Here is a 12,475-nt window from a genome sequence, read left to right on the forward strand (position 1 = left end):
AACTCCCAACCAGGCCCGCCATCCCGCACAAGAAGTCACAGTTCGCGGATCAGTAGGCACAGATCCGCGAACAACAACAGCTTGGCCGCGCCACTCTTGGCGGCGTGCTGCCCCAGCGTTTCATGGGTGAGCAGCGGCTCGGCATCAGAGTCAGTTGGTGAGATACCGCGTGAGCATGGCGACCAGTTCTGCTTGCAAGGTGTCGGGGTCGAAGTTCTGCGGGGCGGACATCGCCTGGTGGACGACCGACTCGATCGTGAGAACAACCAGTCGGGCCGCCGCGTCTCTATCCTTGACGACGACCTCAGGCCGTCCCGCAAGAAGTTTCTTCATCGCCTGAACTGACTCCTGTTGTCGTTCGGCAACTTTGGCCATGAGTTCCCGTGACCGGGGAGCCTGTTCGATGAGGACTCGCAGAAACTCCGGGTCCTGGCGATGATTGTCAATTGCGGCGACGATGGTGTCGCGTACGGCGTCTTCCACCGAGTCGATCACTCCTGCCTCAAGGCGGTCGACGGTTGCGGCGACACCGGCGTCAACGTGGCGGCAGGCGAGTTCTAACAAGATCGCGTCCTTGTTCGGGTAGTACTGGTAAAGGGACCCGATCGAAATATCGGCACGCTGGGCGATTCGGTTCGTTGTGCCATGCGCATAGCCGTGTTGGGCGAACACCTGGACTGCCGCCTTGAGGATCTGGTCGCGGGTGCGTTCGGACCTCTCCTGACGCGGCCGCTTGCGCGGCTGTAGAGCGTGCTTGTTCGCGGACACCTCACCGTCCTCACTGCTTGAGCGATCAGCCTAGCCTCGCGCGGATCCCGGCGGGGTTCTCATAACTACCCGAGCCAGAGCCTGTTCGGCAGCTCGAGATGTGATGGTCGACCGCGTAAACGCGAGCAAGGCCAGTCGCCAACGGGAACTTGGGCGTTCACCAGCCGTCGGTTCTGTGGCCCAACATGCAGAGAACTGGTGTGCGGTCGTCGGTGGAAACTCGGCAGAATGCGAGTAGCGAAGACTACCTTGATGTGCGGATAATTGCTTGTCTAACTGAGAATATGACGCCTTTCGAGGCCTCATTTCGTGGGTGTCATAGCTCATATTTGGATGTCGAGGGAGGCGTCTGTGGGATGTTTCGCGGTTCGGACGAACAACCGATTTCGACGGGTTGAGCTGTCCGAGATTCGGCGTGTACTCGGTGAGCCTGACGGCATGGCGCGGGCGAAGATCTTCGACCGCATCGATGAGCACCATCATCGGTTCATCGCGCACTCGCCGTTGGCGGTCATGGCCACCGCGAATGCGGTCGGCCGTGCAGACTGTTCTCCTCGCGGCGACTATCCGGGGTTCGTCAAGGTGCTCGACGCGCAGACGCTGGCGATTCCGGACCGGCCGGGTAACAAGCTGGCCGATTCGTTCACCAATCTCGCCGAGAATGACGGGGTTGGTCTCTTGTTTCTCATTCCAGGGATGCGAGAGACGTTGCGTGTCAATGGAAACGGTTACGTCACCGATGAACCCGACGTGTTGGCGCGGATGCGCACCGAAGCCAAACAACCCTCGCTGGCGATTATCGTCGAGGTCGCCGAAGCTTTTTTCCACTGCGGACGTGCCCTGATCCGGTCCCGTGTGTGGGACTCGGCAAGTCAAGCCCTCGCCGAGCAGATGCCCTCATTTGGCGAGATCGTCGCTGCACAGATGGGTCTTGACATCCCTGGAGAAGCGATCGAACGCGATCTGGAGCAGAACTCCTACCGGTCGTTGTATTAATCGAGGAGTCAATGCTTATGCAAGACACCATTATCGAGCGCATCGATCACACCGTTGACGGCGTGGCCAGTCTTACACTCAGGGCTGACGACGGCCCTCTGGCACCGTGGGAAGCCGGGGCGCACATCGACGTTCAATTGCCCAACTGGCTGACCAGACAGTATTCGCTGTGCGGCGATCTCGATGACCGTGAGCATTACCGCATCGCGGTGCGTCAGGACCCACTCAGCCGCGGCGGATCAGAGTACATCAATCTTTTCTTGCACAAGGGGCAACGTTTGACGGTGTCGTTGCCGCGCAACCATTTCAGGCTCGAGAAGGCCCCGTCATATCTATTCGTGGCCGGCGGAATAGGCATCACACCCATACTGCCGATGATGCAGGCTGCTACCTCCGCCGGCGTCCCAGCTACGCTGCTGTATGTGGGGAAAGCCCACGAGGCCATGCCCTTTGCGACCGAACTCAGGGATCGCTACAGCACGGGTGAGCAGGTCATCCTCTTCGAGACCAACCATCACCAGCGACCTGATTTCGCTGCGATCGCCGCCACCCTGAGCCCGCAAACCTTGGTCTACTGCTGCGGACCCGAATCCATGCTGGTCGACGTTGAGCGGGCGTTCCTTGCCAGAAGAACACGTATCGAGCGGTTCCAGCCGGTTGCCAAGACTTTTGGACCCAACATGAGTTTTCAGGTGTTCTGCGCGCAATCGCAGCGGACCGTCGACGTCGATGCGGATACTTCGCTGCTGGAGGCCCTGTTGGATGCGGGATATCCGGTGGGCGCTGGTTGTCGGGAAGGCGTGTGCGGTAGTTGCGAAGTGGGCGTGGTCGACGGGCAGCCCGATCACCGAGACGACATCGGCGCGCCTCAAGGACGAATGTATGCCTGCGTCTCGCGGTCCTTGACACCGCGCCTCACCCTTGATCTCTGACCCACTGCTTCCCGCTTCGCGGGCGCGTCACCGGTGAACGCTTCGCCCGCGGGGAGTGACTTCCAAGCCCGCAGGGGCACCGAGCAGCGATAAGAATCTGTTTCTTAACAGCAACTTTCGTCAGTATCCCATCCGTCGTGACGATGATACTGAGAACAGTTGTGGGACATCGCGTCGTGCGACACTGCGCCATTATCGCAGGTAGCCGGTGGTTTTAGAGCCGTGCATTTCTGCACGTCCATCTGCAGTACTGTCCGTTGACGCAACGCTGTCAGTCGGCTGAGATGTAACCAACCTCACTTGACGAGAGGTTCTGCCGCAGTCGGCTTTGCGTAGGGCAACGCGACGACTCCGGCCTGGCTGACCGATCTCGTCCAGCATGCATTCGTCACCCACCGCATGGCGGTGGTGAGAAAGGAAGTCGAACAATGAGCTTCAGCAACTATTTTCGCGGGCCCGCCACCAGCCTCGATGACCAGATAGAGAGTTACGCGACCACGCGAGTGCCCGACAGCCAGCGGTGGCGCCGGCCGGCGATTCTCCTCGTTCTCACTGGGAACGTGACAGCGATGTTCTGGTTTGCCCTCGGCGGCCAGATGGGCTTCCTCGTCGGTTGGCCCATGGTGCTCTTGCCGATCGCCTACATGATCGTCGGGGCCACAGTGGTCGGAGCCCTCGTGATGAGGATTGCGAGCCAGGAGGGCCTGTCATTGCCGCTTCTCTCGCGCGGGCTCGGGTTCGGCGGACGGGGTTCTGCGATTGCCTCGTTCGTCTACGCGGTCAACTACATCTTCTATTTCATCTTCGAGGGCAGTATCGTCTCGCACGGTCTCAGTGAGATCGCCGGCATTTCGATAAATTCGGCGGGCGCCAGTGTGGTGTTCGGACTGGTAGCCCTCGTCGCGCTCTATTGTTCTTGGCGCGGAATGCACTCGATGAACATCCTCCAACGTTTCGGAATGCCGATATTCCTGGTCTTGTTCGTCGTCGGCATGGTGATGCTGGCCAATGGCTACGTTCTGGTCGGTCCGGGAGACTGGGTCGTCCAGGATGGGGTGACAGCGACCGCCATGTGGCAGGCACTGAGCCTGGCCAACGGTCAAGTCGTGTTCCAGGCCTTGATCGCCACCGACTACGGACGATTCGTGAAGAGGTCGGTTTCGTACGTCGGTACCGGCGGGGTGATGCTCGTCGAGCTGCTCATGATCGCGGGCGTGATGATTCTCGGCGTCTTCCTTGGATTCACCATGATCAACCACTTCGACGGAACCCGGGCCGAACAAGAACTCGCCGCCACCGATCCAGGCCTCATATTCGCGATCGTGATGGGGGTGCTCGGCGTCGTGTTCGCGATCCTGACCCAGGTGCGCATCAACGTGATGAATCTGTACTCAGGTTCGCTGGCATTGTCGAACGCCTGGGACGTGTTGTCCGTGAGACGTGTTGGACGACAATGGTGGATGGTCCTCTTGGTTGGGATCGGCATCTTGTTGTACCCGATCAATGTCCTGCAATACACGGACAAGTTCCTTGCCGTCACAGGAGTCATGACCAACACGTGGATCTTCATCCTGCTCAGTGACTACTTCGTCTGCCGTAAGTTGCTGAAGCTGGCCCCGATCACCAACATCGAGTATCGCGAGGGCCTGGTCAAAGACTGGAACCTGTGCGGGATGGCAGCTCTCGGCGTCGGCGTGGCCATCGGAGCACTCGGAGTTCTTGGTATCTACCCCATGCACTTCGCCTCATTTGCTGCCATGGTCGCGGGACCCCTCGTGTACATCCCACTCACCATTCTGACCAGAGGCTCACAGTACGGTTCAACTGTGGCGGTTGCATCCGGCGACCTGCCTGACGAGCAAGTCGGAGTAGCAGAGGCTACTGACCGGCGTGCGTGAAACACCTTTCCAGCTAGGGAGATTGACGATATGACTGACAAGAGCTCCGCAGACGACCTCCAGTATCGAGAGATCTGCGACGTAGTCGGCCTGCTCTCCAGCGGAGAGGTCACTGCACAGGCGCTCACCCAACTGATGTTGGAGAGGATCGCCGCAGTCGATGGCCGCTTGGGGGCCTTCGCCTTCGTAGCGCCCGAGGAAGCCATGGCCCAGGCGGAGCAATCCGACGCGCGACGACGGGACGGCGCGACACTGGGCCCCCTCGACGGAGTGCCTCTGGCCATCAAGGACATCTTCGACAAGGCCGGTTGGCGTACCGAAGCAGGCATGGCCTCCCGGGTCGGACAGGTGGCGGTGAAGTCCGCGACGGTGGTGGAGAGACTGGAGAACGCCGGTGCCGTCATCGTGGGCAAGGTGCACACCACCGAGGGGGTCTATACCGAACACACGCCTCCGTTCCGAGCACCCCTGAATCCCTGGGATTCGCAGCGGTGGGTTGGGGTGTCGTCGAGTGGCAGTGGCGTAGCCCCGGTCGCCGGACTGTGCTTCGGCGCCCTCGGCTCCGATACGGGCGGATCGATCCGCATGCCGTCGGCGTCGAACGGCGCGACCGGCCTGAAGCCGACCTGGGGTCGTGTCAGCCGGGCGGGCGTGGTCGAACTTGCCGCCACGCTGGACCACGTCGGTCCGATCTGTCGATCCGCGCTGGACGCCGGACTGGTGCTCGAGGCGATTGCTGGGGCAGATCCCCGCGACCCCACGGCATCACAACGACCAGTGCCCGAATTCGACACGCGCCCAGTACAATCCCTCAAGGGCACCCGGATTGGCGTCGATCCGGAATGGAGCTATCGAGACGTCAGCGCTGACGTTGAGAAGGCGCATCTGGACGCCGAACAAACGTTGCGCGACCTGGGCGCCGAGATCATGCCCATGACACTGCCCGATCCCACCGAGGCGATCACGGACTGGTTCGGAGTGTGTGCCGTGCAGACCGCACGTGCGCATCAGGGCGTGTACCCGGTTCACAAGAATACCTATGGACCGGCGCTCGCCGAGCTCATCGAGCTCGGAATGAGCATGTCCGGTATCGAGTACGACGTATTGCTGCAGCGGCGGCTTAAATTCAAGGCGCAGATGGAAGCGGCACTTGCCCAGGTCGATGCGACGCTGATCCCGGCGATGTCGTTCATCGCTCCGCCAGTCGAGAAGATGATTCGCATGGACGACGAAACGACTGCAGGGGTGCACCGTTTCACCGTTCCATTCACCCTCTCCCAACTGCCGACGGTCACCTTTCCCGGCGGCTTCACGGCCACGGACGCCGGGCTACCGTTTCCCGTCGGCTTGCAGATGGTCGGTAGCGCGTTCGACGAACGCCGGCTCGTCGACATCGTGGGCGCTTTCCAGGCCGCAACGCCCTGGAACAAAAGGCATCCGGCGCTCTGAATCCGATTCGTCGGCTTGGGCAAGGTATGCGCTGGACGCCACCAACGAGCGAAGGAACTGCACCACAGCGCGTACTCGGCCGACCTGACGTAGTTCGCGAGGAATCACCATCCAGTAACTGCGACGCACCGAGAACAACTCCGGCAGAACGGCTCTCAACGAGTCATCAGGTTCACCCATGTACTGCGGCAGTGGAGCTATACCCAGCCCGCTACGGGCGGCAGTCAAGTGACCCGCGATGTTGTTGGTTTGAATGGCGACCCTCTGCTTATGGGGCAGGACGTCGAGGATTCGCAGCGGCGCCACGTCGAGCAGGGCGTCTATGTACCAGATCAGGGTGTGGTCCTTGAGATCCGACAGCTCCGCCACCGGCGTTGCGGTCGACAGATACTCAGGAGAGGCATACAGACGGAGGTCGTAGGTCGCCAGCGGCTGGACGTGCACGGAGCGTGGCGGCGGCTGTTCAAGCGTGACGGCGACATCGAAATGGCGCGCGGACAGTGAACCATGCTCGGTAGCGGTGACGAGTTCGATGTCGAGGTGTGGGTGGCGTCGTCGGAGTTCGACGAGATGCGGCGCGACGACGAAGGCGCCGAATCCATCAGGAGTCGCTAGCCGGACGGTCCCTGTCAGCAGCCCCACCCCCGACGTACGGGAATCGTATGCCGCAAGGACGGCGGACTCGACCGACTCGGCACGCGGAAGAAGAGTCGCGCCTGCCTCGGTCAGCAGCCACCCTCCCGGTGACCGGTCGAACAACCGCTCCCCCAGCGTCTTCTCGAGGGTAGTGATCCTTCGCCCCACCGTCGTGTGGTCCACCGCCAAATTGCGGGCCGCCTCATTGAGCCGCCCGGTACGTGCAACTTCGAGAAAGAACCGCAGGTTGTCTGCACTGAGCATGAGACGAACATACACGTGCAGAATTGCACGTGTGAGTGCGGCTTTCGTCATTGACCTGTGCACAAACGCAACCAATCATGAAGGTATGACGAAAGCCACGGAACGGACCGAACACGTTCTCCTCTCACACTGGCTCGACAACCAGGCCTACCCGGGTGTCAGCGGCAGCACCGCGGCCGTAACCAACCCTGCGACCGGTGCGGTCACCGGTCGAGTCGCCCTCGGCAGCGTCGAGGACGCCCGCGCCGTGATCGATGCGGCCGCTGCCGCGTTCCCGGCCTGGCGCGACACCTCACTAGCCAAGCGCACCCAGATCCTGTTCGCCTTCCGCGAGCTGCTCAACGCCCGTAAGGGTGAACTCGCCGAGATCATCACCAGCGAGCACGGCAAGGTCGTCTCCGACGCACTGGGCGAGGTCAGCCGCGGCCAAGAGGTCGTCGAATTCGCCTGCGGCATCCCACATCTGATCAAAGGCGGCTTCACCGAAAACGCCTCGACCAAGGTCGACGTCTACTCCATCCGCCAGCCGCTGGGCCCCGTCGCGATCATCTCCCCCTTCAACTTCCCCGCCATGGTGCCGATGTGGTTCTTCCCCATCGCCATCGCCGCGGGCAACACCGTCGTGCTCAAGCCCTCCGAGAAGGACCCCACCGCCTCGCTGTGGCTGGCCCAACTCTGGAAGGAAGCCGGCCTGCCCGACGGCGTGTTCAACGTCCTGCAAGGCGACAAGACCGTCGTCGACGAACTGCTGACCAACCCGAAGATCAAGTCCGTCAGCTTCGTCGGCTCGACCCCGATCGCGCAGTACGTCTATGCCACCGCCACCGCCGCGGGCAAGCGCGTCCAAGCCCTCGGCGGAGCCAAGAACCACGCCGTCATCCTGCCCGACGCCGACCTCGACCTGGCCGCCGATTCGATGGTCAACGCCGGCTTCGGCTCGGCTGGTGAGCGCTGCATGGCCATCTCGGCCTGCGTGGCCGTCGGCCCCATCGCCGACGACCTGGTCGCCAAGATCGCCGAGCGCACCACCCCGCTGAAAATCGGTGACGGTACCAAGGATTCCGATATGGGTCCGCTGGTCACCAAGGCCCACCGCGACAAGGTCGCCTCCTACATCGACGCCGGCGAGGCCGACGGCGCCACAATCGTCGTCGATGGCCGCAATGTTCAGCCCGACGGTGAAGCCGAGGGATTCTGGCTGGGCCCCACCCTCATCGACCACGTCACCCCCGAGATGAGCGTCTATAAAGACGAGATCTTCGGCCCCGTGCTGTCGGTCATCCGCGTCGAGACCTACGACGATGCACTGGAACTCATCAATTCCAACCCCTACGGCAACGGCACCGCCATCTTCACCAACGACGGCGGCGCCGCCCGGCGCTTCCAGAACGAAGTCGAAGTGGGCATGATCGGCATCAACGTCCCCATTCCGGTACCCATGGCCTACTACAGCTTCGGCGGCTGGAAAGCCTCACTGTTCGGCGACAGCCACGCCCACGGCACCGAAGGCGTGCACTTCTTCACCCGCGGCAAGGCCATCACCAGCCGCTGGCTCGACCCCAGCCACCGCGGCATCGAACTCGGCTTCCCGCAGAACGTTTGAGGACGGATGAAATCAATGGTCACCGACATCGCACTACCCCGCTTCGCCAAATTCGGCGCAGGTTCGATCGATCAGCTTGGATCCGTGGTCAGTCAGTTAGGTATCCGGAGACCACTGCTGGTCACCGATCGGTATCTCACCGAGACAGGCCAGACTGAACGGCTGGTGAAGTTGCTCGAGGCCGCAGGATCGGAGCCGGCGGTCTTTTCCGAGACGGTACCCGACCCAACCATCGCCTCCCTGGAGGACGGTTTGGCACTCGTGACAACGCATGGCGCGGACGGCGTCATCGGGTTCGGCGGGGGCAGCCCGATGGACACAGCCAAAGCACTTGCGGTCTTGTCGGCGAATGGCGGAGACATCGCGTCCTACAAGGCTCCCAGCAGCTACGAGGGTCCGGCACTTCCGATCGTGGCAGTACCGACGACATCGGGAAGTGGCTCGGAGGCAACTCAATTCACGGTGATCACCGATGGTGCCACCGACGAGAAGATGCTCTGTCCAGGATTGTCGTTTCTACCGGTCGCCGTGATCGCCGACTTCGAACTGACGATGTCCATGCCGGCCCGCCTGACTGCGGATACCGGGGTCGATGCGCTGACCCACGCCATCGAAGCGTATGTGAGCCGGCGCGCCAGCCCGTTCACCGATGCACTGGCGCTGGCGGCCATGCGGTCGATCGCCCTTCACCTTCGTCGCGCGTACCGCGATGGAACGGATCGTCAAGCGCGAGAAGCGATGATGTTGGCATCTGCGCAAGCGGGAATGGCATTCTCCAACTCCAGTGTCGCGTTGGTGCACGGTATGAGCAGACCAATCGGTGGGCACTTCCACATTGCGCACGGCCTGTCCAACGCGATGCTCTTGCCGGCGGTGACGAAGTTCTCGATTGCCTCGGCGACCGACCGATACGCCGACTGCGCCAAGGCAATGGGAATCGTCGCCGAGTCGGTCGAGGATCACACCGCTGCCCAAGCGTTGGTGCTGGAGCTGCAGCAGCTTTGCGCGGATGTGGAAGTCCCAACGCCCCAGACTTATGGCATCAACACTGCCGACTGGGAAGCGCGACTCGACACGATGGCAGTTCAAGCGCTCGCCTCGGGATCCCCCGCCAACAATCCGCGGGTTCCCAGTCACGACGAGATCGTCGATCTTTACCGTGAGATCTTCTGAACGTCGAGGAACCGTCGCCTCGGCGAACGCCATCGAGCTAGGGTCCGTAGTGGCGCGAGCCATGTAGGACTACGCCGGCCAGGGGTCGCGCATCCGGCGCGCCATCTTGCCGGGCGGGACTCCGGAGCCGTACCGCCCGGTCGGGATCCATATGTCACGCTGGTTCGTCCCGCGCACCGCATCCGATAGCAATATCCGCGACACCTACAACACCCCCGGCGGGCGAATGATCATGCGCCGCAGTCACAACCCGGACGAGACCCAGGTGTACTTCGTGCTGCGGGAATCATCGGAGGACGCCTCGGCGATTCATCGAAGGTATGGCAGCAACGGAGAACTTCTCTTCCCGACAACAGACCAATGTCCGCGACACGCTGAGACAAGGAGGGGCGGGTCGCCTTGCGGCGCCTCCCCGTGCCGGCCGTCCGTGGAGACTCCACCCAGATTGACTGCCGGCGTAGGCGTATAGGTGTGCCTCGCTAGCAGTGACGGCGCGGACGGCACTTAGCTTGTTTCCTTGTAGGCGAAGGTCGGTTCCGCGGCCGCCAGTCGCGGTACCGAGACGCCCAACCGCCGCGCCTCCGTCAGGGTGTCTCGGCAGATCGCACGAGGCTCCTCAGCAGCGGGATCGGAGTGCGCTTCCAGGCTCCTACGCGCCAACGCGACATGTCTGATCAGCCAGCCCACGGTGGGTACCGTCAGCCAGGTGGGCGCTCGGTAGGGCAGAACCGCGCCCCGGTGCCGTCGTAGGTCAACGCCCCGCGCCTCGAGGAGTGGCAAGAGTTCGCGGGTCGTCAGCAACGCTTCCCCCAAGGCCCGCGTTTCCCCGACCAGCTTGGACAACGAGCCCAGGCGCAGCCCCTGCGCGTGGATGCCTGCGTCCGCCACAAAATGCATCCACAGCCAGCCGCGAAAGTCCGCCCGCTCCCGAATCCGGAATCCAGCCTGGCGGAACACCTTTCGCACAGCCAGTTCACGACCGGTCGGAGGCTCGCCGAAGGTGCCGAAGAGAACCGACCGAAACACCGCGCCATAGAGCACGGCATCCGCACCGAAGCCGCCGCCGGCCTGCGGAAAGCCCCAGGCCACCTGGTCGACGGGGAGGGCGCCCAGTGCGGCCGAAGGCTCGGACCAGACATTGCCCAAGATCAGCACCGTGGCCCTGCCGACGCGCGGTGCGAGGAAGGCAGTTGCCTCCGCGAGGCGGTAGTGCGGCACGCTCAGCACAATCAGATCGAAGTCGTGGTCTGGCCCCAACGTCTCCCGATAGCGCGCCGGCCACTTCTCGACGACGCGTTGCCCCCACGCTCGCCGCCGCGCATCGAGCAGATCGAGGTTTATCGCTTCCCCGTACTGCGCAGCGCGTCCCGGCCGGACATAGAACTCGACATCATTCCCGGCCTGCTCCAGAGCCCAGCCGTATATCGAGGCGACCACACCCCGTCCAAACATCAGAATCTTCATACTGCACCTTGTCTCACCCTACGTCGGCTGATCCGGCGGGAACCGTGATAGGCAATCGGGACGACCCGGCCGACGGGCGTTCCCCGTGTCGCCGCGGGGGCGGGCACGTACGTTCTGCGGCCACCAGAACCATCGGCCCGTTGGCACGTGCGCCACCATAGTTGATGCTTTGCCAAACTTAAGTTAGGTCATATGTATAACTACGGCAAGTCAATCAGTCAACTAGGGCACGTTTTCAGGACACCGCCTGACTGACCAGATCCGCCCGAAGCGCTAGCCTGGACGCTGGGTCGGTGAGTGAACATGCGGAGGAAGCGACGTGGCGAAGCCAGTGTCCCCACGGGGCCTCGCCCGGGAACGAGTCCTTAGTGCCGCGCTCGCCCTGTTCGTCGAACACGGAGTGCACGGCACGTCAGTCGGAATGATCGCCGAGCGCCTCGGGGTCAGCAAAGCTGCGGTTTACTACCAGTTCTCTTCTAAGGAAGATATCGTCCAAGAGGTGTTGCGCCCCGTGGTCGAGAACACCTCACGTGTCATCAAAATCGCTGAGGCGCTTCCAACTTGGGAAGCACAGCGGGCCGTCGTCATCAGCGGTTTGGTGGAAATGGCCGTGGGCCACCGACAACTGACTGCGGTATTTCACGCCGATCCTGCCATCGCCCAGGTTGGCTCACCCGAACTGCGGGCCGCGACTGATCGACTACGCGAACTGCTGGAGGGTCCAGACCCCGACCCCACCAGTCGAATCGCGATCACCTTGTTCTTCGCCGGCGTGGGCAGCGTAGCGGCCGACCCGCAGTTCGCCGACATCGACGATGACGACCTACACCGCGCGCTCCTGGATCTGTCGAACCGGATATTGCAACCCGCCACGAACACCGTCTGACCTCGGAGCGTATTCGTCGATCATCGACGCGATCTTGATGGCCGTGCCGAGTCGATACCCGGCCGCCGTCGATGGACCACGGCTAGCGCCGTTAGTTGGAAGTCTTTCGCCCACATCACCTTCGGGTTCACGGGCACTCCCGCATTGGGTTAACCGCTACTAACTGGACGCGGATGGTTGTCGTCACCACCCGAAATATCCAAGGGCGCAATTAAAAGCCGCGCCAGCCGTCCGAGACCCTGATGGCGGGCACCTGGCCGTGAGCTGGACCACATGCCCGGTTTTTCGCACACCCGGCTTCGCCGAGATGGTCACTTGGTACCGAAATCAGCGCGTCGATTGACCGACTCCGCGGGCAAAGCCCAGTCTGGGGATACCAAACGCAGCTCAAACTGCTCCCAGCCCG

At 62.4% G+C, this 12,475-nt stretch carries 10 protein-coding genes; 7 read left to right on the forward strand and 3 right to left on the reverse strand.

The annotated features are described in order from the left end of the window. Positions 1–150 precede the first annotated feature (150 nt). The gene (locus H7J73_RS19335) at positions 151–768 is read right to left on the reverse strand and encodes a TetR/AcrR family transcriptional regulator (RefSeq protein WP_264069186.1); all 618 of its coding nucleotides are present in this window, start codon (positions 766–768) and stop codon (positions 151–153) included. A 333-nt stretch (positions 769–1,101) separates the two neighbouring features. Between H7J73_RS19335 and H7J73_RS19340 the strand changes: the two genes are divergently transcribed. From H7J73_RS19340 to H7J73_RS19355, 4 genes are all read left to right on the forward strand, one after another. Next, entirely contained in the window at positions 1,102–1,764 is a 663-nt protein-coding gene (locus H7J73_RS19340; protein WP_264069187.1) for an MSMEG_1061 family FMN-dependent PPOX-type flavoprotein, read from the forward strand. Positions 1,765–1,781: 17 nt separating this feature from the next. Beyond that, positions 1,782–2,696 carry a PDR/VanB family oxidoreductase gene (locus H7J73_RS19345; RefSeq protein ID WP_264069188.1) on the forward strand — a complete coding sequence of 305 codons (915 nt, stop codon included), beginning with the start codon at positions 1,782–1,784 and terminating at the stop codon, positions 2,694–2,696. Between the two features lie 428 nt (positions 2,697–3,124). Continuing rightward, on the forward strand, positions 3,125–4,594 hold the full coding sequence (locus tag H7J73_RS19350) for a purine-cytosine permease family protein (protein ID WP_264069189.1): 1,470 nt from the start codon (positions 3,125–3,127) through the stop codon (positions 4,592–4,594). Positions 4,595–4,624: 30 nt separating this feature from the next. Continuing rightward, complete coding sequence (locus H7J73_RS19355; RefSeq protein ID WP_264069190.1) at positions 4,625–6,043, forward strand: amidase; 1,419 nt, start codon at positions 4,625–4,627, stop codon at positions 6,041–6,043. Here the strand turns inward: H7J73_RS19355 and H7J73_RS19360 are convergent. Further along, positions 5,924–6,943 (reverse strand): LysR family transcriptional regulator, encoded by a 1,020-nt coding sequence (locus H7J73_RS19360; RefSeq protein WP_264069191.1) that lies wholly within the window; start codon positions 6,941–6,943, stop codon positions 5,924–5,926. The two genes, H7J73_RS19355 and H7J73_RS19360, sit on opposite strands and share 120 nt — an antisense overlap. Before the next feature lie 85 nt (positions 6,944–7,028). Between H7J73_RS19360 and H7J73_RS19365 the strand changes: the two genes are divergently transcribed. Both H7J73_RS19365 and H7J73_RS19370 read left to right on the forward strand, forming a co-directional pair. Further along, complete coding sequence (locus H7J73_RS19365) at positions 7,029–8,546, forward strand: CoA-acylating methylmalonate-semialdehyde dehydrogenase (protein ID WP_264069192.1); 1,518 nt, start codon at positions 7,029–7,031, stop codon at positions 8,544–8,546. A 15-nt stretch (positions 8,547–8,561) separates the two neighbouring features. Next, positions 8,562–9,719, forward strand: coding sequence for an iron-containing alcohol dehydrogenase (locus H7J73_RS19370; protein ID WP_264069193.1), 1,158 nt, complete (start codon positions 8,562–8,564; stop codon positions 9,717–9,719). A 504-nt stretch (positions 9,720–10,223) separates the two neighbouring features. Here the strand turns inward: H7J73_RS19370 and H7J73_RS19375 are convergent. Then, complete coding sequence (locus H7J73_RS19375) at positions 10,224–11,183, reverse strand: ketopantoate reductase family protein (RefSeq protein WP_264069194.1); 960 nt, start codon at positions 11,181–11,183, stop codon at positions 10,224–10,226. Positions 11,184–11,502: 319 nt separating this feature from the next. Here H7J73_RS19375 and H7J73_RS19380 point away from each other — a divergent pair, with 319 nt between their 5' ends. Next, positions 11,503–12,069: a TetR/AcrR family transcriptional regulator gene (locus H7J73_RS19380; RefSeq protein WP_264069195.1), complete on the forward strand. Its 567-nt coding sequence runs from the start codon at positions 11,503–11,505 to the stop codon at positions 12,067–12,069. The last annotated feature ends 406 nt before the right edge of the window (positions 12,070–12,475 follow it).

This window comes from Mycolicibacterium komossense (assembly GCF_025822605.1).
Taxonomy (GTDB): domain Bacteria; phylum Actinomycetota; class Actinomycetes; order Mycobacteriales; family Mycobacteriaceae; genus Mycobacterium; species Mycobacterium komossense.

What these genes read in the sequence shown, in the direction of transcription:
- H7J73_RS19340 (WP_264069187.1), top strand. Translation starts at nt 1,102, where the DNA reads ATGTCGAGGGAGGCGTCTGTGGGATGTTTCGCGGTTCGGACGAACAAC.
- H7J73_RS19345 (WP_264069188.1), top strand. Translation starts at nt 1,782, where the DNA reads ATGCAAGACACCATTATCGAGCGCATCGATCACACCGTTGACGGCGTG.
- H7J73_RS19350 (WP_264069189.1), top strand. Translation starts at nt 3,125, where the DNA reads ATGAGCTTCAGCAACTATTTTCGCGGGCCCGCCACCAGCCTCGATGAC.
- H7J73_RS19355 (WP_264069190.1), top strand. Translation starts at nt 4,625, where the DNA reads ATGACTGACAAGAGCTCCGCAGACGACCTCCAGTATCGAGAGATCTGC.
- H7J73_RS19360 (WP_264069191.1), bottom strand. Translation starts at nt 6,943, where the DNA reads ATGCTCAGTGCAGACAACCTGCGGTTCTTTCTCGAAGTTGCACGTACC.
- H7J73_RS19365 (WP_264069192.1), top strand. Translation starts at nt 7,029, where the DNA reads ATGACGAAAGCCACGGAACGGACCGAACACGTTCTCCTCTCACACTGG.
- H7J73_RS19370 (WP_264069193.1), top strand. Translation starts at nt 8,562, where the DNA reads ATGGTCACCGACATCGCACTACCCCGCTTCGCCAAATTCGGCGCAGGT.
- H7J73_RS19375 (WP_264069194.1), bottom strand. Translation starts at nt 11,183, where the DNA reads ATGAAGATTCTGATGTTTGGACGGGGTGTGGTCGCCTCGATATACGGC.